This is a genomic window from Pseudomonas sp. PA-5-4B (assembly GCF_021606215.1).
Taxonomy (GTDB): domain Bacteria; phylum Pseudomonadota; class Gammaproteobacteria; order Pseudomonadales; family Pseudomonadaceae; genus Aquipseudomonas; species Aquipseudomonas edaphica.
In genome coordinates this window covers 1-22490 of sequence record NZ_WKDB01000088.1, presented here as the reverse complement: position 1 = coordinate 22490, position 22490 = coordinate 1, and the positions used below count along the sequence as shown (strand labels likewise).

At 58.5% G+C, this 22490-nt stretch carries 17 protein-coding genes; 2 read left to right on the top strand and 15 right to left on the bottom strand.

Features of this window, described 5'->3' with window-relative positions; translation table 11 throughout:
* The 5 genes from GIW28_RS27615 to GIW28_RS27595 form a co-directional block, all read right to left on the bottom strand.
* Positions 1 to 1151 (bottom strand): type III PLP-dependent enzyme (locus GIW28_RS27615; protein WP_236490446.1); only part of this gene is annotated, 1151 nt, incomplete at its 3' end.
* Positions 1152 to 1645: 494 nt separating this feature from the next.
* Positions 1646 to 2803, bottom strand: coding sequence for an osmoprotectant ABC transporter ATP-binding protein OsmV (locus tag GIW28_RS27610; protein WP_017138294.1), 1158 nt, complete (start codon positions 2801 to 2803; stop codon positions 1646 to 1648).
* Positions 2800 to 3453: an ABC transporter permease gene (locus tag GIW28_RS27605; RefSeq protein ID WP_017138293.1), complete on the bottom strand. Its 654-nt coding sequence runs from the start codon at positions 3451 to 3453 to the stop codon at positions 2800 to 2802. The genes GIW28_RS27610 and GIW28_RS27605 overlap by 4 nt, the downstream gene beginning before the upstream one ends.
* A gap of 11 nt (positions 3454 to 3464) precedes the next feature.
* Positions 3465 to 4361, bottom strand: a complete 897-nt coding sequence (locus GIW28_RS27600; RefSeq protein ID WP_236447269.1) for a glycine betaine ABC transporter substrate-binding protein — start codon at positions 4359 to 4361, stop codon at positions 3465 to 3467.
* 20 nt (positions 4362 to 4381) lie between these two features.
* Positions 4382 to 5098: an ABC transporter permease gene (locus GIW28_RS27595; protein ID WP_017138291.1), complete on the bottom strand. Its 717-nt coding sequence runs from the start codon at positions 5096 to 5098 to the stop codon at positions 4382 to 4384.
* A 332-nt stretch (positions 5099 to 5430) separates the two neighbouring features.
* On the opposite strand from GIW28_RS27595, the gene GIW28_RS27590 reads away from it, so the two are divergent.
* On the top strand, positions 5431 to 7014 hold the full coding sequence (locus tag GIW28_RS27590) for a peptide chain release factor 3 (protein ID WP_017138290.1): 1584 nt from the start codon (positions 5431 to 5433) through the stop codon (positions 7012 to 7014).
* 470 nt (positions 7015 to 7484) lie between these two features.
* Positions 7485 to 7748, top strand: coding sequence for a hypothetical protein (locus GIW28_RS27585; RefSeq protein ID WP_017138289.1), 264 nt, complete (start codon positions 7485 to 7487; stop codon positions 7746 to 7748).
* A gap of 205 nt (positions 7749 to 7953) precedes the next feature.
* On the opposite strand, the gene GIW28_RS27580 is transcribed toward GIW28_RS27585, so the two are convergent.
* The 10 genes from GIW28_RS27580 to GIW28_RS27535 form a co-directional block, all read right to left on the bottom strand.
* A complete protein-coding gene (locus GIW28_RS27580) occupies positions 7954 to 8925 on the bottom strand; it encodes a peptide ABC transporter ATP-binding protein (RefSeq protein ID WP_017138288.1) in 972 nt (323 codons plus the stop codon).
* The gene (locus GIW28_RS27575) at positions 8925 to 9893 is read right to left on the bottom strand and encodes an ABC transporter ATP-binding protein (RefSeq protein ID WP_017138287.1); all 969 of its coding nucleotides are present in this window, start codon (positions 9891 to 9893) and stop codon (positions 8925 to 8927) included. Before GIW28_RS27575 ends, GIW28_RS27580 begins: the two co-directional genes overlap by 1 nt.
* Before the next feature lie 10 nt (positions 9894 to 9903).
* A complete protein-coding gene (locus GIW28_RS27570) occupies positions 9904 to 10815 on the bottom strand; it encodes an ABC transporter permease subunit (RefSeq protein ID WP_017138286.1) in 912 nt (303 codons plus the stop codon).
* Between the two features lie 10 nt (positions 10816 to 10825).
* Positions 10826 to 11836: an ABC transporter permease subunit gene (locus GIW28_RS27565; protein ID WP_026013789.1), complete on the bottom strand. Its 1011-nt coding sequence runs from the start codon at positions 11834 to 11836 to the stop codon at positions 10826 to 10828.
* Between the two features lie 77 nt (positions 11837 to 11913).
* Positions 11914 to 13512 carry an ABC transporter substrate-binding protein gene (locus GIW28_RS27560; RefSeq protein WP_017138284.1) on the bottom strand — a complete coding sequence of 533 codons (1599 nt, stop codon included), beginning with the start codon at positions 13510 to 13512 and terminating at the stop codon, positions 11914 to 11916.
* Positions 13513 to 13592: 80 nt separating this feature from the next.
* Positions 13593 to 14987 carry an OprD family porin gene (locus GIW28_RS27555; RefSeq protein WP_017138283.1) on the bottom strand — a complete coding sequence of 465 codons (1395 nt, stop codon included), beginning with the start codon at positions 14985 to 14987 and terminating at the stop codon, positions 13593 to 13595.
* Positions 14988 to 15157: 170 nt separating this feature from the next.
* A complete protein-coding gene (locus GIW28_RS27550; RefSeq protein WP_370589437.1) occupies positions 15158 to 16702 on the bottom strand; it encodes an ABC transporter substrate-binding protein in 1545 nt (514 codons plus the stop codon).
* 364 nt (positions 16703 to 17066) lie between these two features.
* Complete coding sequence (locus tag GIW28_RS27545; RefSeq protein ID WP_017138281.1) at positions 17067 to 18695, bottom strand: ABC transporter substrate-binding protein; 1629 nt, start codon at positions 18693 to 18695, stop codon at positions 17067 to 17069.
* Between the two features lie 258 nt (positions 18696 to 18953).
* The gene (locus GIW28_RS27540) at positions 18954 to 20555 is read right to left on the bottom strand and encodes an ABC transporter substrate-binding protein (RefSeq protein WP_236447230.1); all 1602 of its coding nucleotides are present in this window, start codon (positions 20553 to 20555) and stop codon (positions 18954 to 18956) included.
* A gap of 142 nt (positions 20556 to 20697) precedes the next feature.
* On the bottom strand, positions 20698 to 22490 hold a 1793-nt coding region (locus tag GIW28_RS27535), incomplete at its 5' end, for a hypothetical protein (protein ID WP_236490444.1).

Sequence of the window (22490 nt, the reverse complement as noted above, 5' to 3'; positions counted from 1 at the left end):
GACTTCAGCGGCGGGAAGCCGTTGAACTCAACCGCGCTGTAGCTGGTGGTGTAGGCACCGGTCGACAACCAGTACAAACGATCACCAATCGCCAGGTTCAGCGGCAGGCCGTACTTGTAGTTTTCGTACATGATGTCGGCGCTGTCGCAGGTCGGGCCGGCGATGACCACTTCTTCCATCTCGCCTTTCTTTTCGGTCCAGATCGGGAACTTGATGGCTTCGTCCATGGTTTCGATCAGGCCGGAGAATTTGCCCACATCCGTGTACACCCAGCGCTCGACGGCGGTGCGCGATTTACGTGCAACCAGTACCACTTCGCTGACCAGGATACCGGCGTTGGCGATCAACGAACGGCCCGGTTCCAGGATGATTTCCGGCAGGTCGTCGCCGAAATCTTCCTTGAGGAAGCGGATGATTTCTTCGGCATAGGTTTCCAGGCTGTTGGTACGGGTGATGTAGTTGGCCGGGAAGCCGCCGCCCATGTTGATCAGCTTGAGGTGGATGCCGTCTTCTTCCTTCAGGCGTTCGAAGATCACTTTGACCTTGGCGATGGCGGCATCCCATACGCTGATGTCGCGCTGTTGCGAGCCGACGTGGAAGGAAATGCCGTAAGGCACCAGGCCCAGGTCGCGGGCGAGGATCAGCAGGTCCATGGCCATGTCGGTCTGGCAGCCGAATTTGCGCGACAAAGGCCAGTCAGCCGTGGTCGAGCCTTCGGTGAGAATACGCACATACACTTTGGAACCCGGCGCGGCCTTGGCGATGTTGCGCAGGTCGGCTTCGGAGTCGGTGGAGAACAGGCGCACGCCTTTATCAAAGAAGTAGCGGATGTCTTTGGATTTCTTGATGGTGTTGCCGTAGCTGATACGGTCCGGGCTGACGCCACGGTCCATCACTTTATCCAGCTCGTAGATCGAGGCGATGTCGAAGCTCGAACCCTTGTCTTTCAACAGGTCGATGATCTCGACGGCCGGGTTGGCCTTGACCGCGTAATAGACTTTGGCGAATTCGAAACCGGCGCGCAGGTCATCGTAGGCCTGGCTGATCATCGCGGTGTCGATCACCACGAACGGGGTTTCTTGCTTGTCGGCGAACGCCTTCATTTTGTCAAAAGTGGCGCGCGCGAAATAATCTTCGACGTTGATCGACATGCTGGGAACTCCTAAGGGCAAACTGTAGTAATCAATGGGTGCAACTGAACGTCCTCCGTATCCCCACTTTGGTTCGCCTACTTCCCAAGGCATGTCGCCGAAAGCAAAAAGGCCATGGGATAACCGCGTCCCTTGGCCTTGCTGTCTCGTCGTCAGTACTTGAGCCGGATGGATCGTTTCCAGCATGGACGTTCGGCGCGAACTTTAGGACGTGAGGGGCCATAGATCAACTAAAAATGTCGCGTTTTTGCACGCGTTCGTCGCGGGACCCGGTGCAGCTACTTATGTAACCGACAGGTGTGACGGATTGATGTTCCCCCGGGAGTGTTATTTGAGGGGGATTTGGAGCGCTTTGTGGCGAGGGAGCTTGCTCCCGCTGGGGCGCGAAGCGGCCCCAAAATCAGTCAACCCCGTTTACCTGAAACTATTGAGTCGTCTGTTCTGGGGCTGCTGCGCAACCCAACGGGAGCAAGCTCCCTCGCCACAGAAGTTAATCAGGCCAGTGCTGTCTCGGCAGGCGACACGATACTGGTCTTGCCCCCACGCGACTTACCGGAACTCAGGTACTCGGCAATCGATTCCTGGGTCACTTCACCGAGGAACACCCGCTCAGCGTCCATCACCGGCAACCACGAACGGTTGAACTCGTACATACGCGACAGCAGGATGCGCAAATGCTCGTCATACGCCGCCGTGGCATTGAACTCGCGCAGGTACTGCCCGCAGGTACCGGTCTGACGGTGCAGGTCGCGGCGTCGTACATACCCCAGTGCCTTGTTCTCGGCGCAGGTGACCACCACATAACGGCGGTCAGTTTCATCCATCAGCTCCAGCGCATCCGCCACCGGGGTTTCCGGGCTCACCGACGGGGCGTTGTCCGCCGCGTCTTCGGCTTTCACCAGCAGCAGGCGCTTGAGGGTGCTGTCCTGGCCGACGAAGTTGCTGACGAACTCGTCAGCCGGATGCGCCAGCAAGGTGTCCGGATGGTCGATCTGCAGCAGCTTGCCGGCGCGGAAGATCGCAATCTTGTCGCCCAGCTTGATGGCTTCATCGATGTCGTGGCTGACCATGATCACGGTCTTGTTCAGCGCCCGTTGCATCTCGAAAAACTCGTTCTGGATCATCTCGCGGTTGATCGGGTCGACCGCACCGAACGGTTCGTCCATCAGCAGCAGCGGGGCATCGGCGGCCAGCGCGCGGATCACGCCAATGCGCTGTTGCTGGCCACCCGACAGTTCACGCGGGTAGCGATGCAGGTACTGCTTGGGTTCCAGCTTGATCATGCTCATCAATTCGCGGGCGCGGTCGTGGCATTTCTGCTTGTCCCAGCCGAGCAGCTTGGGCACGACCACGATGTTTTCCTCGATGGTCATGTTCGGGAACAGGCCGATCTGCTGGATCACATAGCCGATGTTGCGACGCAGGGTCACTTCGTCGAGGTCGGTGGTGTCCTCGCCGTTGATCAGAATTTTGCCCGAGGTGGGCTTGATCAAGCGGTTGATCATTTTCAGCGTGGTGCTCTTGCCGCAGCCCGACGGGCCGAGGAATACGCAAATTTCGCCTTCGTTGACGGTCAGGCTTACGTCGTTCACGGCGGAGACAGTCTTGCCGTTGCTTTGAAAAGTCTTGGTCAGGTTTTGAAGTTCGATCATTTGAGCAGTCCTTTTGGAGTCAGCGAGCGTTGCAGCCATTGCAGAAGCAGGTCGGCGAAGATGGCCAGGAGACTGACCAGCACGGCGCCCACGATCAGCATCGACATGTCGCTGCGGCTGATGGAAGCCAGAATAAGTACACCCAGGCCACCGGCGCCGATGGTGGCGGCGATGGTCATTACACCAATGTTCATCACCACGGCGGTGCGCACACCGGCGAGGATCACCGGCACGGCAATCGGCAGTTCGACCATGCGCAGGCGCTGGCCGAAGGTCATGCCGATGCCTTTGGCGGCTTCGCGAATGCCAGGCTCGACGCCGGTCAGCGCCAGGTAGGTGTTACGCATGATCGGCAGCAGTGAGTAGAGGAACACCGCGGTAATTGCCGGCATCGGCCCCAGGCCCTGGCCGAACTTGGAGTAGAACGGCAGCAGCAGGCCGAACAGCGCGATGGACGGCACGGTCAGCAGCACCGTGGCGCTGGCTTGCAGCGGGCCGGCCAGGGTCGGGAAGCGGGTCATCAGCACGCCGAGGGGCACGCCGACGACAATCGCCAGGATTACCGCAATGCCGACCAGGGTGATGTGCTGCCAGGTCAGTTGCAGGACAAGTGCCCAATCAAGATGGGAAAAGGCGTTCAGGAATTCCATGTCTTCTCCTCTTATTGGCTGATGGGATGTTGGCGCAGAAAATCTGCGGCCACGGCGGATGGGCTTTCATGGTCGACGTCGACCCGTGCGTTCAACTGGCGCATGGTGGCGTCGTCAAACAGCGCAGCCAGCGGCTTCAGGTCGGCGGCCAATTGCGGGTGGGCGTCGAGATAAACCTGACGCACCACGGGCGCTGCGGTGTAGTCCGGGAAGTAGTGCTTGTCGTCTTCCAGCAGCTTCAATTTGAAGGCATTCAGGCGACCGTCGGTGGTGTAGACCAACCCGGCAAACACCTGGCCATTACGCAGCGCGGTATAGACCAGGCCGGCGTCCATCTGCCGGGTGTTTTTGCGCGTGAGGTTCATGTCATACAGCTTGACCATGCCGGCCATGCCGTCGGAACGGTTGGCGAACTCGGTGTCCAGGGCTACCAGGCGGTTTTCCTTGGTTTTTTCCGCCAGGGTTTGGGTCAGATCGCTGATGCTATTGACCTGCGGGAACTCCTTAGCCACGTTCTCCGGCAATGCCAGGGCGTAGGTGTTGCTGAATTTCGACGGCGACAGCCAGACCAGGCCTTTTTTCGCGTCGAGTTCTTTCACCCGAGCGTAAGACTGTTCGCTGTCGAGCTTCTCGTCGATATGGTTGTAAGCCACCAGCGACACGCCGGTGTACTCCCAAATTAAATCAAGCTGCCCGCTTTCCTGGGCACTGCGCGCCAGGTTACTGCCCAGACCGCCGGTCACACGGGTGTCGTAGCCCTTGGTGCGCAGGTACTGGGAAGTGATTTCGGCGAGCAGGGTCTGTTCGGTGAACACCCGGGCGCCGATGCGAATCACCGGTTTTTCGGCGGCTTGCGCAATGCCTGCAAACAGCAGGACGCAGCTCAATATCAAAGTCAGTTTTTTCATGTGATTTCCTTTGCCAAGCCTTAAGACGCACGCACTCCGCGTTCCAGCCAGAGGCGGCTGGCCATGGTCACCAGACCGTCGAGCAGCAATGCCAGCAGCGCGGTGCACGCGGCGCCGAGCAGCAGTTGCGGCTGATTGTTCAGGGCGATGCCGGGGAAAATCAGGCTGCCCAGGCTGTTGGCGCCAATCAGGAACGCCAGCGGGGCGGTGCCGACGTTGATCGCCAGGGCCACGCGCACACCGCCGATGATGATCGGCACGGCGTTGGGCAGTTCCACGCGAAACAGCACCTGGCGCGGCGTCATGCCGATGCCGGTGGCGGCTTCTTTGAGTGAGCCTTGAACGTTTTTGAGGCCTTCGTAGGTGTTGCGCACAATGGGCAGCAACGAGGCGAGGAACAACGCGAAGATGGCCGGGCCGCTGCCGATGCCGAGGACGCCGAGGGCGATGGCCAGTACGGCCAGGGGAGGGACGGTGTTGCCGATGTTGAAGATCTGCATGAAGCGTTCTGCGCGCCCGACCATGTTCGGTCGGCTGAGCAGGATGCCGGCGGGGATGCCCACAACGAGGGCGGCCAGCATGGAGACTAGAACGAGGATCAGGTGTGCTTGCAGGTAAAACAACAAATCGTCGCGGTACAGTTCGATCGTGTTGATGCCGATCCAGTGGACCAGCAGGGCCAGGAGTGCGACGACAACCGCACCTCCTATCAGCCCTTTGCCATAGCGAATAGCCACAGGCGGACTCCTTTTTTTCTTTTGTCGGCGAACACATTCTCCGGCGGCAATGCCATTGCTGGCTGCCTTCGAATGTGTTCGCGAAAAGCAGCTCGCCGATACCGGCAACGCGGTATGCGATCGAGCCATGAGCGCAGCCTCGTCAGGCTAACTTGCTGATTTTTCAGCCCCTGTTCCGAGTGCGGTAGCAGGGGAGTGGACGTCTCTACCTTTTAAAAGGTTCCATACTTGGCAGCATTTAGCCACCCCCAATCGGGTGAACGGTGGTCCGGCGCCTGGGGTTTGCGCTATACTCGCCGCCCTTTTTTGACTCACCTGCCAGGCGATTTCCCATGACCCACCAGGCCGCCGAAGTCGCGAAACGCCGCACTTTCGCCATTATTTCCCACCCCGATGCCGGTAAAACCACCATCACCGAGAAGCTGTTGCTGATGGGCAAGGCAATCGCTGTGGCCGGCACGGTGAAATCCCGCAAATCCGACCGCCATGCGACATCCGACTGGATGGAAATGGAAAAACAACGGGGTATTTCCATTACCACGTCGGTCATGCAGTTCCCGTATCGCGACCACATGGTCAACCTGCTCGACACCCCCGGCCACGAAGACTTCTCCGAAGACACCTACCGCACCCTCACCGCGGTGGACTCGGCCTTGATGGTCCTCGACGGCGGTAAAGGCGTTGAGCCACGGACCATCGCGCTGATGGACGTGTGCCGCCTGCGTGACACGCCCATCGTCAGCTTCATCAACAAACTCGACCGCGATATCCGCGACCCAATCGAGTTGCTGGATGAAATCGAAGCCGTCCTGAAGATAAAGGCCGCGCCGATCACCTGGCCGATCGGCTGCTACCGCGACTTCAAGGGTGTGTACCACCTGGCCGACGACTACATCATTGTCTACACCGCTGGCCACGGTCACGAACGCACCGAAACCAAGATCATCGAGAAGCTCGACTCGGACGAAGCCCGCGCCCACCTGGGTGACGAGTACGACCGTTTTGTCGACCAGCTGGAACTGGTGCAGGGCGCCTGCCACGAGTTCAACCAGCAGGAATTCCTCGACGGCCAGCTGACGCCGGTGTTCTTCGGTACTGCACTGGGCAACTTCGGTGTCGACCACGTGCTCGACGCCGTGGTGGATTGGGCGCCGAAACCCCTGGCCCGGGTTGCCAACGAGCGCACCGTGGAACCGGTCGAAGAGAAATTCACCGGCTTCGTGTTCAAGATCCAGGCGAACATGGACCCCAAACACCGCGACCGTATCGCCTTCATGCGCATCTGCTCCGGTAAATACGAAAAAGGCATGAAGATGCGCCACGTGCGCACCGGCAAGGACGTGCGCATCGGCGACGCCCTGACGTTCTTCTCCTCCGAGCGTGAACAGCTGGAAGAGGCGTTTGCCGGCGACATTATCGGCCTGCACAACCACGGCACCATCCAGATCGGCGACACCTTCACCGAAGGCGAAGCCCTGGGCTTCACCGGCATCCCGCACTTCGCCCCGGAACTGTTCCGCCGCGTACGCCTGCGTGACCCGCTCAAATCCAAGCAACTGCGCCAAGGCCTGCAGCAGCTGGCGGAAGAGGGTGCCACCCAAGTGTTCTTCCCCGAGCGCAGCAACGACATCATCCTCGGCGCCGTCGGTGTGCTGCAGTTCGATGTGGTCGCCAGCCGCTTGAAAGAGGAATACAAGGTCGAATGCTCCTACGAGCCAATCACCGTGTACTCCGCGCGCTGGATCGATTGCAGCGATAAGAAGAAGCTGGAAGAGTTCTCCAACAAGGCCGTAGAAAACCTGGCGATCGACGGCGGTGGTCACCTGACCTACCTGGCACCGACGCGGGTCAACCTGGCGCTGATGGAAGAGCGCTGGCCGGATGTGAAATTCCGGGCGACGCGCGAACACCACTAAGGTCTGTGCGGTACACCAAAGGGCGAAGCTGTCATGGCTTCGCCCTTTTTTGTGTGCGCGACGCTGGTCCATTGTGGGAGCTGGCTTGCCTGCGATGGCGGTCTGTCAGTAACCCTATCAGTGGCTGGCCCACCGCTATCGCAGGCAAGCCAGCTCCCACATTTTGATCTTCATCTGTCCGGGCCATTGGCGCGAATCCCGCATCCGGTCTAGCGTTTTCAAATACTTCACCCACTCACCGACGGATCCGGAGGCGACCTTGCGTATAACTCAACGTGCCGTCCAGCTGATGCTGCTGGCAGCCCCAGGCTCAGCCAGCGCCCAAGGAATATCAAGAAAACCCCTACAATGACGGTGAGGACAGGATACGTGAGGCCTGATTGGCATAAACCCGAGAACGGAACTAGCTTCATTCACAGCGCCGGTCGAACGCTGGCGCACGTGTTTCACTGACTGGACGGAAATCGACCATGACTATCTTTCAACGTTTGGTGCTGTTGCTGAAAGTGTTGGTGATGTTATCGCTGGGCGCTTCTTCGGCGTGGGCCAGTACGGCTGTGCAGAGCCAGGCCCCAGGCTATGTGGCGGCGAAGACGGCGCAGGTGGGTGGTTTGCAGTTGGCCAAGAGCGAGTCTGAGGCCGGTGATGAGGACCAGGGCGGTTCCAAGGATGATGATGACCAGCAAGCGCCGCCAGATGACGATGACAACTCTGAAGGTGACAGCGATACCTGAGTCGAGATGAAAAAAAGCCCCGCCTGCCGGACTGATGCGCAATCCGACGGGTGGGGCGGTAGAACTCCTCTAAGTCGATCGTTCCCACGCTCCGCGTGGGAATGCATCCTGTGACGCTCTGCGTCACGCCTTAATCGAGCGACGGGACGCAGAGCGTCCTGGGCGGCGTTCCCACGCAGAGCGTGGGAACGATCCAGCGATCTCGTCAGGCCACGAATTGCTCCGCATAGTGGCAAGCCACCTGACGGTTATCCAACGCTCGCAACTGCGGCTCCTCACTGCTGCACCGCGCCGTGGCATACGGGCAACGCTTGTGGAACGCGCAGCCAGGCGGCGGGTTCAGCGGGTTGGGCAGTTCGCCGACGATCTTGATCTTCGGCTTGTTCGGGTCCGGGTGGATGGTCGGGGTGGCCGACAGCAGCGCCTGGGTGTAGGGGTGCAGCGGGCGCGCGTAGATGTCTTCCTTGGGGCCGACTTCCACGGGGCGGCCGAGGTACATCACCATCACGTCGTCGGCGACGTGTTGCACCACCGCCAGGTTGTGGGAGATGAACACGTAGGCGGTGTTGAATTCCTGCTGCAGGTCCATGAACAGGTTGAGTACCTGGGCCTGGATCGACACGTCCAGCGCCGAGGTCGGCTCATCCGCCACCAGCACTTTAGGCTGCAACATCATGGCGCGAGCCAGGGCGATGCGCTGGCGCTGGCCACCGGAGAACATGTGCGGGTAGCGCTGATAATGCTCAGGGCGCAGGCCCACTTGCTTCATCATGGCCTGCACTTTCTCGCGGCGTTCGGCGGCGGACAGGTTGGTATTGATCAGCAGCGGCTCGCCGAGCTGGTCACCGACCTTCTGGCGCGGGTTCAACGAGGCGTACGGGCTCTGGAACACCATCTGCACGTCTTTGCGCAATTGCTTGCGCTGGGCCTTGTCGGCGCCGGCGACTTCCTGGCCGGCGATTTTCAAGGAGCCGGACGACGGCTCTTCAATCAGCGTGAGCGCACGGGCCAGGGTGGATTTGCCGCAACCCGACTCGCCTACCACGGCGAGGGTCTTGCCGGCTTCCAGTTCAAACGACACACCATTAAGCGCGCGCACCAGTGCATGGCCCTTGAACAGGCCACGGGACACTTCGTAGTGACGGGTGAGGTCGCGGGCGGTAAGAACGACGGCCATTACGCCACCTCCTGGTTCAAGGGGTAGAAGCAGCGCGCGAGGCTGTTGCTTTTCGGGTCAAGGCCGGGGCGCTGGGCACGGCAGGATTCCTGCACATACGGGCAGCGTGGCGACAGCAGGCAACCCTGCGGGCGGTCATAACGACCAGGCACGATACCCGGCAGCGTGGCCAGGCGCGTGGCGCCCAGGCTGTGCTCGGGAATGGCCTTGAGCAGTGCTTCGCTGTACGGGTGCGCCGGAATGTCGAACAGTTGCGGCACCTGGCCGACTTCCACGGCCTGGCCGGCGTACATCACGCACACGCGCTGGGCGGTTTCAGCCACGACCGCGAGGTCGTGAGTGATCAGCACCAGGCCCATGTTCTGCTCTTTTTGCAGGGCCAGCAGCAGTTCCATGATCTGCGCCTGGATGGTCACGTCCAATGCCGTGGTCGGCTCATCGGCGATCAGCAGCTTCGGCTCGCCGGCAATCGCCATGGCGATTGCCACGCGCTGGCTCATACCGCCGGACAGTTGGTGCGGGTAAGCATCCATACGGCTGGCGGCGCCTGGGATTTCTACCTTTTCGAGCAGTTCGATAGCGCGTTTGCGGGCTTGCTTGCCGGACATTTTCAGGTGCAGGCGCAGCACTTCTTCGATCTGGAAACCCACGGTGTAGCTGGGGTTCAGCGCGGTCATCGGGTCCTGGAACACCATCGCCAGGTCTTTGCCGACGATCTGGCGACGCTGGCGGTTGCTCAGCTTGAGCATGTCCTTGCCGTCAAAGTTCAGCGCGTCGGCAGTAACGATACCGGGGTGCTCGATCAGGCCCATCAGCGCCATCATGGTCACGGATTTACCCGAGCCCGACTCGCCAACGATCGCCAGTACTTCGCCTTTGTCGACGGAAATGTCGAGGCCATCGACCACCGGCACGGCGGTCTTGTCGCCGAAGCGCACGTTGAGATTCTTGATTTCTAACAGTGACATGGGAATCTCCTCAGGCGGCGTTCTTGAGTTTCGGGTCCAGCGCATCGCGCAGGCCGTCACCCATCAAGTTGATTGCCAGCACGCTGAGCAAAATGGTCAAACCCGGCAGGCTCACCACCCACCAGGCGCGTTCGATGTAGTCGCGGGCCGAAGCCAGCATGGTGCCCCACTCAGGGGTTGGCGGTTGTACGCCCAGGCCCAGGAAGCCCAGGGCGGCAGCATCGAGGATCGCCGAGGAGAAGCTCAAGGTGGCCTGTACGATCAGCGGCGCCATGCAGTTGGGCAGCACGGTGATGAACATCAGGCGTGGCAGGCCAGCGCCGGCGAGGCGGGCGGCAGTCACGTAGTCGCGGTTCAGTTCGCCCATTACCGCAGCGCGGGTCAGGCGGACATAAGACGGCAGCGACACGATAGCGATGGCGATGACGGTGTTGATCAGGCCAGGGCCGAGGATTGCGACGATGGCAACAGCCAGCAGCAGCGATGGCAGGGCCAGCATGATGTCCATCAAGCGCATGATGGTCGGGCCAAGCACGCGTGGGAAGAAACCGGCGAACAGGCCCAGCAGGATGCCCGGGATCAGCGACATCACCACCGACGACAAGCCGATCAGCAACGACAGGCGCGAACCCTGGATCAGGCGCGAGAGCAGGTCGCGGCCCAGCTCGTCAGTACCCAACAGGAACTGTATTTGCCCACCTTCCAGCCAGGCCGGTGGGGTGAGCAGGAAGTCGCGGTATTGCTCGCTGGGGTTATGTGGCGCAACCCACGGGGCGAAAATCGCGCAGAACACGATCAGCAACATAAACAGCAGGCCGGCAACCGCGCCTTTGTTTTTGGAAAAGGCTTGCCAGAATTCTTTGTACGGGGACGGGTACAGCAGGCTTTGATCGACTGCTACCGCTTGAGTAGGTGTGCTCATGGTCATGATCTCAGCGCTGGTGACGGATGCGTGGGTTGGCGAAGCCGTAGAGGATATCCACCACGAAGTTCACCATGATCACCAGACAGGCGATCAGCAAGATGCCGTTTTGCACCACCGGGTAGTCCCGCGCGCCAATGGCTTCGATCAGCCATTTGCCGATGCCGGGCCACGAGAAGATGGTTTCGGTCAGGACCGCACCGGCCAGCAGGGTGCCGACTTGCAGGCCGACCACGGTCAGTACCGGGATCAGCGCGTTACGCAGGCCGTGCACGAATACCACGCGCGCCGGCGACAGGCCTTTGGCCTTGGCGGTGCGGATGTAGTCCTCACGCAGTACTTCGAGCATCGACGAACGGGTCATGCGCGCAATCACCGCCAGCGGGATGGTGCCGAGCACGATGGCCGGCAGGATCAGGTGGTGCAGGGCATCCCAGAAAGCGTCCGGCTCGTCAGCCAGCAAGGTGTCGATCAGCATGAAGCCGGTGCGCGGCTCGATGTCGTAGAGCAGGTCGATACGCCCGGAAACCGGGGTCCAACCCAGGCTCACCGAGAAGAACATGATCAGGATCAGGCCCCACCAGAAGATCGGCATCGAATATCCCGCAAGGGAGATGCCCATCACCCCATGGTCGAACAGGGATCCTCGTTTAAGGGCCGCGATCACCCCGGCCAACAGGCCCAGGATACCGGCGAACAACAGGGCGGCCATGGACAGTTCCAGGGTCGCAGGGAAGAGGGCGGTGAATTCGGTCCACACGCTGGTGCGCGTGCGCAGGGATTCGCCGAGGTCGCCGTGGGCGAGCTTGCCTACATAGTCAAAGTATTGCGCATAGAGTGGCTTGTTCAGGCCAAGGCGTTCCATTGCCTGTGCGTGCATCTCGGGGTCGACACGGCGTTCGCCCATCATGACTTCTACGGGGTCGCCGGGAATCATGCGAATCAACGCAAACGTCAGCAACGTGATGCCGAAAAACGTGGGGATCAATAACCCCAATCGGCGGGCAATAAAACTAAACATCTTGTTGTGTACCTCAATCAGCCGGTTAGGCAGGTTCGGCACCGTCAATGTCGACGGTGCCGAGCGTCTTCTCTTATTTACTTCACCTGGGTGGTGGCGAAGTTATTTGTGGTCAGAGGGCTTTGGGTAAAGCCTTCGACGTTTTTGCGCATGGCGGTGAACATTTTCGGGTAAGCCATGGGAATCCATGGTTGGTCTTTTTCGAAGACATCCATGGCTTGTTCGTAGAGTGTGGCCCGTTTCGAGGGTTCCTCGATGGCGCGCGCTTTGTCGATCAAGTCTTGAAACTCTTTGTTACACCAGCGGGCGTAGTTTTCGCCGTTTTTCGCTGCATCGCAACTCAGGTTTGGCGTGAGGAAGTTATCCGGGTCCCCGTTATCCCCTGCCCAACCGGCGGAAACCATGTCGTGCTCGCCGTTTTTGGCACGCTTGAGCATCTCGCCCCATTCCATCACTTTGATGTTCACTTTCAGGCCGATCTGCGCCAGATCCGCCTGCATGCGCTGGGCGCCGAGCATCGGGTTGGGGTTGGTCGGGCCGCCGCCATTACGGGTGAACAGGGTGAACTCGGTGCCTTCCGGTACGCCGGCTTCCTTGAGCAGGGCGCGGGCCTTGTCGAGGTCACGGGTTGGGTTTTTCAGCTTGTCGCTGAAACCCAGCAGCGTTGGCGGGTACGGGCCGGTGGCATCAATGGCATTGCCTTTGCCGTACAGGGATTCGTTGTAGCCTTTTTTGTCGAACGCGATGTTGATCGCGTGACGCACCCGCGCGTCGCTCATGTACTTGTGAGTGGTGTTCAGCGCAGTGTAGGCGGTGGTCATCGCCGCCAGCTCCGCAACCTTCAGGTTCGGGTCAGCCTTCATGCTCGGCACGTCATCCGGTTTCGGATACAGCGCGATCTGGCACTCGTTGGCCTTGAGCTTCTGCAGGCGCACATTGTTGTCGGTGGTGATCGCTAGGATCAGCGGGTCAGCTGGCGGTTTGCCACGGAAGTAGTCCGGGTTGGCCTTGAAACGCACCTGGGCGTCTTTGGCGTAACGGGTGAAGATGAACGGGCCGGTGCCGATGGGCTTGGCGTTCAGGTCATCGGTCCTGCCGGACTTGAGTAACTGGTCGGCGTATTCGGCGGAGTGAATCGAGGAAAACGCCATGGCCAGGTCGGCCAAAAACGGTGCTTCAGGACGGGTCAGGGTAAAGACGACGGTGTGATCGTCGGTCTTCTCTACGCTCTTGAGCAGTTCCTTGAAGCCCATGCTTTCGAAATACGGGTAGCCCACGAGAGACTTGTTGTGCCAAGGGTGATTCGGGTCCAGCTGGCGCTGAAAGCTCCAAAGCACGTCGTCGGCGTTCATGTTGCGCGTGGGTTTGAAGTAGTCGGTGGTGTGGAACTTTACATCGTCACGCAGGTGGAAGGTGTAGGTCAGGCCATCAGCGCTGATCTCGGGCAGGGCCTTGGCCAGTGCCGGTACAACTTCGGTGGTGCCGGGCTTGAAGTCCACCAGGCGGTTGAACATGGTTTCAGCGGCGGCGTCGGCGGTTACTGCGGTGGTGTACAGAACCGGGTCAAAACCTTCCGGGCTGGCTTCGGTGCAGACCACCAGCGGTTTGGCTGAAACGCCGATCGCAACGCTCAACAGCGCAGCGGCAATGGCAGCTTGTAGCGGGAGCATTTTCATTCAGAGCCCTCTGCAATCGATTAAACCAGACAAGCGTAGACGGCGGGCTCGTGATGAGCCCGCCGTCTACCTGGCGCTAATTAAAGAATGTTGAACGGGATGGTGGTGACCAGGCGGAATTCACGGATGTTGCCGTCAGCCTGGTTGGCGCTGGCACGGTGAGTCACGTAGGTACCACGGATGGTGGTGGCCTTGAGTGGGCCGCTCTGCAGGGCGTAGGAAGTACCGATGCCGTATTCCTGGTGTTTCTCGCCATCCTGGTTCTGGATGCCGTTGTAAGCGAAGCCTTTCACGCCGCCGTCGCCGGTGTAGTGAGTGCCGTCGATGCCCCAGCCGCGAGCCGAGTAGATGTTGAACTTCAGGCCAGGCACGCCGTATTCGGCCATGTTGAGGCCGTAAGCGACCTGGAACGATTTCTCGTTCGGGCCGTTAAAGTCGGACGTCAGGGAGTTGGCCAGGTAGATGCCGTTGGTTTCGTGCAGGTAGTCGAAGTACTCGTTACCGTTAACTTCCTGGTACGAGAAGGTCAGGCTGTGAGCCTGGTGAGTCAGGCCCAGCGACAGCGAGTAGGTGTCGTTGTCGATCTTGCCCATCAACTTTTTGCCTTCGTCGACGGTCTTGTAGTAGTTCAGGCCGGTGGTCAGGGCCAGGGTCTGAGCATCACCCAGTTCGTGGGTGGCGCCGAAGTAGTACTGGTTCCAGAAGTCTTTGACTTGAGCGCCAAAGAAGCTGGTTTTCAGGCTCTTGAACGGCTGGTAGTTCACGCCGGCGGTGTAGACGTGATCCGCTTCCTGGCCATTGCCGTATTCACTGCGGAATTTCGACAGGCTCTGTTCGGTACGTGGCGACACGCGGTCGAAGTAAGCGCCCTGGAACGACAGGTTGCTGAATTCTTCGCTGTTCAGGGCGAAACCTTCGAAGCTCGATGGCAGCGCACGGTTGCCGATGGTGTCGACGATGCCGCTGCTGAAGTTCTGGCGACCGGCGGTCAAGGTGGTGTTCGACACACGGAACTTCACGTTGGCCAGGCCCAGTTTGCTCCACTGGTCGACTGCATCACCGTTGGAGTCGGCCAGGGTACGGTTGGAACCACCCTTGATGTCGCGCTTGCTGCGGTCCAGAACCAGAGCGTTGTAGGCCGCGACTTCGGTAGCGACGCCCACGGTGCCTTGGGTAAAGCCCGAGCTCAGGTTGAGGATGGTGCCCTGTACCCAGTTGGTACGGTAAGCGTCAGTGCGCGCTTCGCCGTGCTTCTGGTAGGTGAACTTGCCGCCACGGAACTTCTGTTCGTTGGAGAACCAGTTACGGGTGGTACCGCCCAGGCTTGCGCCGTCGACAAAGCCTTTGGCCTCGCTTTGGGCACTGGTGCCGGCCAATGTGGTTGGAACGAAGTCCTGGCTCTGGGTTTCAGCGAAGGCGGTTGCCGTGATGCTGCTGATGGCCAGGGCCAGAAGCGCTTTGCTGCTCAGTTTCATGGGTGGAGCTCCTTTGGTTCTCTTTTTAATGCCGGTCTTTTTAGGTGAACCGGCTATTGGGTGTGTAACTCGTTCAAGCTATTGCAAACGTTTGCCGTAGGATAAATCCCAACAAAAGGCTGCACGTTTGCTACGGAGCCGATTTGGCTCCGCACCATCCGGTTATTTTCTTATGGGTTGAAACTGACGCCCGAGAACACGTTGCGGCCGAAGGGGCTGACTTTGAAACCTTCGACTTTGGCGCTTAACGGCTGGTTGACCGTCGAGTGGGCGACTGGCGTGATTGGCACTTGCTGTTTAAGCAATTGCTGCGCCTGTTTGTACAGAACAGTCCTTTGTTCGCGGTCGGTCACGACCTTGGCTTGCTTGATCAGCTTGTCGTACGCCGGGTCACACCACATGGAGTAGTTGTTCCCGCCGATGGCGTCGCAGCTGTAGAGGGTGCCCAGCCAGTTGTCCGGGTCACCGTTGTCGCCGGTCCAGCCGATCAGGCTGATATCGTGCTCGCCGTTTTTGGTGCGCTTGATGTACTCGCCCCATTCGTAGCTGACGATCTTGACCTTGAGGCCGATCTTGGCCCAATCGCTTTGCAGCATTTCGGCCATCAGCTTGGCGTTGGGGTTGTACGGGCGCTGCACCGGCATGGCCCACAGGGTGATCTCGGTGCCTTCTTTAACGCCGGCGGCCTTGAGCAGTTGCTTGGCTTTTTCCGGGTTGTAGGCGGCGTCCTTGATGCTGTCGTCGTAGGACCACTGGGTCGGCGGCATGGCGTTGACCGCCAGTTGGCCCGCGCCCTGGTACACGGCATTGAGGATGCTTTGCTTGTTCACCGCCATGTCCAGCGCCTGGCGCACTTCGAGCTGGTCGAAAGGTTTGTGGCGCACGTTGTAGGCGATGTAGCCGAGGTTGAAACCTGGCTTGGTCAACAGTTGCAGGTTCGGGTCGGCCTTGAGCGCGTCGACGTCAGCGGGGCGCGGGTGCAGGGTCACCTGGCACTCGCCAGCCTTGAGCTTCTGCACCCGCACCGAGGCGTCGGTGTTGATGGCGAAAATCAGTTGGTCCAGCTTGACGCGGCTCGGGTCCCAGTACTGCTTGTTGCCCACATAACGGATCTGCGAGTCTTTCTGGTAGCGCTGGAATACGAACGGGCCTGTGCCGATCGGCTTCTGGTTGATGTCGCTGGGTTTACCTTGTTTAAGCAACTGTTCGGCGTACTCGGCCGACAGGATCGAGGCAAAGCTCATGGCGATGTTTTGCACAAACGCGGCATCAACCGTGTTCAGGGTCATCACCACGGTGTAAGGGCCGGTCTTCTCGACCTTGGCGATGTTCTTGTTCAGGCTCATCCCGTTGAAGTATGGAAACTCGGTGGGGTAGGCCTTGCGAAACGGGTATTCAGGGTCGAGCATGCGGTTGAAGGTGAACAGCACGTCGTCGGCGTTGAAGTCGCGCGTCGGCTTGAATTCCTTGTTGCTGTGGAACTTCACCCCTTCACGCAGGTGAAAGGTGTAAGTCAGGCCGTCTTCGGAAATATCCCACTTGGTTGCCAGCCCAGGCACCACGTCAGTCGCGCCTTTTTCGAATTCAACCAGGCGGTTGTACAAGGGCTCCGCCGCGTCGTTGTCGGTGGCGGTGGTGTACTGCGCGGTGTCGAACCCGGCCGGGCTGCCTTCAGAGCAGAACACCAGGCTCTTCTTTTCGGCGGCTTGGCCCATCGTGGCCACAGCCAGCAGGCTGGTGCCAAAAATTGCGGATAGAACAGTGGTATGGCGCATGACGATCCCGATCCTTGTTTGTTGTTGTCACCAGCGAACAATCACCCAGGCGTCAGGCCTGGGAGACATCACTGATCCCACATACAGCAAGTGCCTTTCCTAGGTTGGAGCCTCTGCTGTCCTACGACGGTATGGGTCGCGGAGCTTGCAGTAAATGCGCCAAAACGGATTGACCTTGTAGGCAACGGATGCACATGTCGCAGTTCATTGCTGTAGGACGGCAATGTTGCGGATGTGGTCTGTTTCCTACGGTCTGGGCGGATGCAATAACGGCGACGTTATGAAACGTCGCCGCTACTGAGCCTTACTTGCCGCTTACGCTAACGCCGTAGAAGGAGTTCAAGCCAAACGGGCTGATCTTGAAGTCCTGCACGGTGTTGCGCATGGGTTGATACACCGTCGAGTGCGCGATAGGTGTCATCGGGACTGCATCTTTGAGGATATGTTGCGCCTGCTTGTACAGCTCGGTGCGTTTGGCGACATCCGATGTGGCTTTGGCTTCTTTGACGATGCCGTCGAATTTCTTGTCGCACCATTTGGAGAAGTTGTTACCGGACAGCGAGTCGCAGCCGAACAGCACGTTCAGCCAGTTGTCCGGGTCACCATTGTCACCGCTCCAGCCAATGATCATGGCCTGGTTCTCGCCGCCTTTGGAACGCTTGATGTACTCGCCCCACTCGTAGCTGACAATGTTGACCTTCAGGCCGATCTGTTTCCAGTCGTTCTGCAGCATCTCGGCCATCAGCTTGGCGTTCGGGTTGTACGGACGTTGAACCGGCATGGCCCACAGGGTGATTTCGGTGCCTTCCTTGACGCCCGCTTCCTTGAGCAAAGCCTTGGCTTTGGTCACATCATGCGGGGCATCCTTGATGGTGGTGTCGTAGGACCACTGGGTCGGCGGCATGGCGTTGACGGCCAGTTGGCCTGCGCCCTGGTACACGGAGTCGATGATCTGCTGCTTGTTCACCGACATGTCCAGCGCTTCACGTACACGCAGGTCAGACAGTGGGTTGGCGGCGGTCTGGCCCTTGAGCACCGGCATAACGTTGTAAGCGATGTAGCCCAGGTTGAAACCGGCCTGGTGCGGCAGTTTCAGGTCCTTGTCTTCACCCAGCGCCTTGAGGTCGGCTGGACGCGGGAACAGGGTCACCTGGCATTCGTTTTTCTTCAGCTTCTGGATACGCACCGACGGGTCAGTGGTGATGGCGAAGATCAGGTTGTCGATCTTCACGTCTTCAGGCTTCCAGTAATCCTTGTTGCCGGTGTAACGGATGTTGGAGTCTTTCTGGTAGCTCTTGAACACGAACGGGCCAGTGCCGATTGGCTTCTGGTTGATGTCCTGTGCCTTGCCTTCTTTCAACAGTTGGGCGGCGTATTCAGCCGACTGGATCGACGCGAAGCTCATTGCCAGGTTCTGGATGAAAGCGGCGTCCACAGTGCCAAGGGTGAACTTGACGGTGTGGTCATCGACTTTCTCGATGTTCTTGATGTTGGTGTCCATCCCCATGTCCGTGAAGTACGGGAACTCGGTGGGGTAGGCTTTGCGAAACGGGTCGTCCTTATTGATCATGCGGTTGAACGTGAACAGCACGTCATCAGCATTGAAGGTACGGGTCGGCTTGAAGTACGAGGTGGTGTGGAACTTCACGCCATCACGCAGGTGGAAGGTGTACGTCAGGCCATCCGGGGAAACGTCCCAGCTGGTGGCCAGCCCAGGAATCACAGCAGTGCCGCCGCGTTCGAACTGGGTCAGACGGTTGAACATGGTTTCGGCCGAGGCATCGAAGTCTGTTCCGGTGGTGTACTGGCCTGGGTCGAAACCGGCCGGGCTCCCTTCGGAGCAGAACACCAGGTTAGTCGCCGCTTGGGCGAATGGAGCTGCGGCCATAAGGCCAGCACTCACTAAAAGCGGAAGGACTGCGTGTTTAAGCATGTTGGCCTCATGATTTGTTGTCATTTTTGGTGGTGAGGGCGACCTCGTGAGTCGGCCTGCGGATACTTATGCAGGGGCCATACCCATTGCAAGATGCTGAACCGTTGCGAGAGGCAAACTGTGGTACGAACGTACAGGAATGTCGCATTTATGAAAGTTTGTACATAAATGCATATATATAGAGGGTTTTTTCGGTGCATTTTGCGCACCAAAAAGGCCCAGCCGAGGCGTCTGGCGCACTCGGTTGGGGCGATGATGTTACTTATCTAGACTGACGCCATAGAACGGCGTAAGCCCAAACGGGCTGATCTTGAAGTTTTGCACTTCCTTACGCAGTGGCTGGAAAACCGTCGAGTTCGCAATAGGCGTTATAGGTACTTGTTCCTTAAGTATTTTTTGCGCCTGTTGATACCACTTGATGCGTTGCTCGCGGTCGTTGCTGACCTTGGCCTGTTGCACCAGCTTGTCGTAGGCCGGGTTACACCATTTGGCGTAGTTACTGCCCTTGACGGCGGCACAACTGTAGAGCACGCCGAGCCAGTTATCCGGGTCGCCGTTGTCGCCGGTCCAGCCATAAATCATGGCGTCATGCTCGCCATTTTTGGCGCGCTTGATGTATTCGCCCCATTCGTAGCTGATTATGTTGGCCTTGATACCGACCTTCGCCCAATCCTGCTGGATCATTTGTGCCGACATGCGTGCGTTGGGGTTTGAAGCGCGCTGTACCGTCATGGCCCACAAATTGATGGTGGTACCTGGTGCAACCCCTGCTTCTTTTAGTAGCGCCCGGGCCTTGGTCGGATCGTAGGGCGCATCCTTGATAGTGGGGTCATAAGACCACTGCGCCGGTGGCAGTGCGTTCTGCGCCAATTGTCCGGCGCTCTGGTAAACGGCCTTGATGATCGCGGGCTTGTCGATGGCCATGTCCAGCGCCTGGCGCACTTTGAGCTGGTCCAGCGGCGGATGCGTCACGTTATAGGCCAGGAAACCCAAGTTGAAACCGGCCTGTTGCAGCACGCGCAGGTTGGGGTCTTGTTTCATTATTTCAATGTCGGACGGACGCGGGTAACCGCTGACCTGGCATTCACCGGCCTTGAGTTTCTGCAGGCGCGCGGCGGCGTCCGGGGTGATGGCGAATACCAGATTGTCGAGCTTCACATCCTCGGGCTTCCAATACTGCTTATTGGCCACGTAGCGAATCTGCGAATCTTTCTGGTAGCGCTTGAACACAAACGGGCCTGTGCCCACCGGCTTCTGATTGATCTGCTCGGCTTTGCCTTCTTTTAACAGTTGGGCGGCGTATTCGGCTGATTGCACCGAAGCGAAGCTCATGGCCAGGTTCTGTACGAACGAGGCATCGACATTGTTCAGGTTGAACTGCACGGTGTGGTTGTCGAGTTTCTCGACGTTTTTGATCGTGGTGTTCAAACCCATGTCAGTGAAGTAAGGCGATTCTGACGGGTAAGCCTTGCGAAACGGGCTGTTGGCATCGAGCAAGCGATTGAACGTGAACAGCACATCATCCGCATTGAAGTCGCGGGTAGGGGTGAAGTAGTCGGTGGTGTGGAATTTGACGCCATCGCGCAGGTGGAAGGTGTAGGTCAGGCCGTCTTTGGAGACCTCCCAGCTTGTTGCAAGGCCAGGTTCTACCTCGGTGCCACCGCGCTTGAACTGGGTCAGGCGGTTAAAGACGGTTTCGGCTGAGGCATCGAAATCGGTGCCGCTGGTGTACTGGCTGGGGTCGAAGCCGGCGGGGCTGGCTTCGGAGCAGTAGACCAGGGTAGTCGCCGCCTGAGCGGTCGGCATCAAGGCCAGGAGGCCGACGGCAAGGAGCAACGGTTTTAAGGTGATTCTTTCCATGGAGACCCCTGAAGTGGTGGGCATATAAAAGCTGCCCAAACGGAAACGACGGTCACCGAGGTTACCGCCGTTCAGGGTTATCAGGTAGAGACTCTGGTTCACTTAATGCAGTCAGATGATGCCCTTCGGCAGGTTCTCGCTGTTATGGTTGTGGGAAGGTCATTGGCTTATAAGTAAATGCCCACCATGAAAACGGATTCCAATAGGGATTTTTCTTTACGGGTTTGAAGTTTATGGTTTTCGCCAATTCTTTGGCGACGTATTTTTCAGCTTCGTCTCTGGCCAATGCCCTATCGGCATCAGTCAGCGGGGAGTTCTGAGTTTGTTTTAGGGCTTTCAAATATTCTTTTTCTACTTTTTCAATCGCGGCATTTATTTCTTCCGGCACGAGGTTGCCTGTGAGCGTGCCACGATAGCCTTTGACGGGGCGCTGTATGAGCCTCTGAAACTCAGCCGCGAAGGAGGCATCTCCACCACTTGCAGAGTCACATGTCAGCAGCCGTATATTGTCAAACGTCTCCGGGTGAATACCTGCGTCTTTAAGTGTCTGAAGTAGCTCTTCGGGCGTATGGAGTTTTCCGGCATATGAAACTTTCGCGATACCAGTAGCAGGGTCGACGCTCCCATGGACGAGTATGTTGAGTCGTTCTGCACTGCCTTTTTTGTTGAAATCGGTAAATGTGTAGAGTTTTTTGTCAAGGATGTTTAGGTCATTGAGTTCTCCACTCAGAATTACGTTTTTTTCAGGCGTAGAAAAAAGAGCCTCGCCGGTCGGTAAGTCTTCAATGGACCTTAGAATCGAACGTTTACTGTTTTGCGCTTCGATTGTCGGGGGCACGCCTTCTGTCTCAATGGCCGGTGGCGTACTCGGTTCGTTTGGCGCGGCGTGGGTGGCGGGGTGTATATCGCTTTCGCTCGACACTTTTATGTTTCGCTCAAAATCAAAACTCTTGGTCTGCTCATTGTATTTCCAGCCGTAAACTTCGCTGCCCGCGGTAGTAGGTCCGATGGGGGCTTCACCCAACCCTGCATCCGTCCCAATTTGTGCAACTTCGTGCGCGAGTTGCAGGGCAGATATCACCGCGGCAGCAGTGCCGCCAACGCGATCGCTGGCTGTCATACCCGTGGCGGCGTCATGAATGCCAAACACGATATTGCCCGTATTGCCGACAACGGGGACGTAACCGAAGGTATTGCCCCACGCCTCTTTCGCGGCCTTCCACGATTGCTTCGAGGCACCAAACACCTGCGTCTGATCGTCCGATTTTGCATTGTTGGTGTTCATCTCCTGATAGGCGTGGGCAATACCGGAGTTAAGGCTTCCAAACTTTAAATAATAGTGTGAATTTCGCGACTGGGTATAATTAAAAGTCTCCTCCACCGGTACAACTTTTTCGCTGGTTTTACCGGCCCGCCCCGGGTAGGTGGCACCTTTACCGATAATCAAATTTTCGAGTACATCGCCCGCCGGGGGCCAATGAGTATTTTGGCCGCCCTGCCTGTCCTTGGAGTTGAAACTCCGTAGCAACTCATTACGGTTTTCTTTTGCCCAACTGGCAAATTCATCATCGCCGTCTATTTTACTGACCTTGCCGTTCTTCAAGTCAATCATCAGGCCTCTATTGGGCCGGTGATCATAATCGCCATGGTAGTTTTTGTAAGAGATAAACGCATACCCGGCGAGCGGATAGCCGTAGATATTTGGAATAACCACGTTGCCGTTTTTGTCTAGTGTTCGGTCGATGGCTTCTTGTGCCTCAGCCCCGAGCGCCTTATAACTTTCCTTGTCGTTGCGCAGACTGTGCAAGGTGCCCCGCACTACATAGGCATCGGCCAACCCTGAGCGCTTCGCCAGTGCGCCCGAATGATCCGCCGTGGGCTTGATTATCTCGTTTTTCCAATGATGCTGAAGCTTGGCGCCCATCGACTCCAAGT

Coding starts and splice junctions, on each gene's coding strand:
- GIW28_RS27610 (WP_017138294.1), bottom strand. CDS start 2,803: ATGATCGAACTTCAAAACCTGACCAAGACTTTTCAAAGCAACGGCAAG.
- GIW28_RS27605 (WP_017138293.1), bottom strand. CDS start 3,453: ATGGAATTCCTGAACGCCTTTTCCCATCTTGATTGGGCACTTGTCCTG.
- GIW28_RS27600 (WP_236447269.1), bottom strand. CDS start 4,361: ATGAAAAAACTGACTTTGATATTGAGCTGCGTCCTGCTGTTTGCAGGC.
- GIW28_RS27590 (WP_017138290.1), top strand. CDS start 5,431: ATGACCCACCAGGCCGCCGAAGTCGCGAAACGCCGCACTTTCGCCATT.
- GIW28_RS27585 (WP_017138289.1), top strand. CDS start 7,485: ATGACTATCTTTCAACGTTTGGTGCTGTTGCTGAAAGTGTTGGTGATG.
- GIW28_RS27580 (WP_017138288.1), bottom strand. CDS start 8,925: ATGGCCGTCGTTCTTACCGCCCGCGACCTCACCCGTCACTACGAAGTG.
- GIW28_RS27575 (WP_017138287.1), bottom strand. CDS start 9,893: ATGTCACTGTTAGAAATCAAGAATCTCAACGTGCGCTTCGGCGACAAG.
- GIW28_RS27570 (WP_017138286.1), bottom strand. CDS start 10,815: ATGAGCACACCTACTCAAGCGGTAGCAGTCGATCAAAGCCTGCTGTAC.
- GIW28_RS27565 (WP_026013789.1), bottom strand. CDS start 11,836: ATGTTTAGTTTTATTGCCCGCCGATTGGGGTTATTGATCCCCACGTTT.
- GIW28_RS27560 (WP_017138284.1), bottom strand. CDS start 13,512: ATGAAAATGCTCCCGCTACAAGCTGCCATTGCCGCTGCGCTGTTGAGC.
- GIW28_RS27555 (WP_017138283.1), bottom strand. CDS start 14,987: ATGAAACTGAGCAGCAAAGCGCTTCTGGCCCTGGCCATCAGCAGCATC.
- GIW28_RS27550 (WP_370589437.1), bottom strand. CDS start 16,702: ATGGGCCAAGCCGCCGAAAAGAAGAGCCTGGTGTTCTGCTCTGAAGGC.
- GIW28_RS27545 (WP_017138281.1), bottom strand. CDS start 18,695: ATGCTTAAACACGCAGTCCTTCCGCTTTTAGTGAGTGCTGGCCTTATG.
- GIW28_RS27540 (WP_236447230.1), bottom strand. CDS start 20,555: ATGGAAAGAATCACCTTAAAACCGTTGCTCCTTGCCGTCGGCCTCCTG.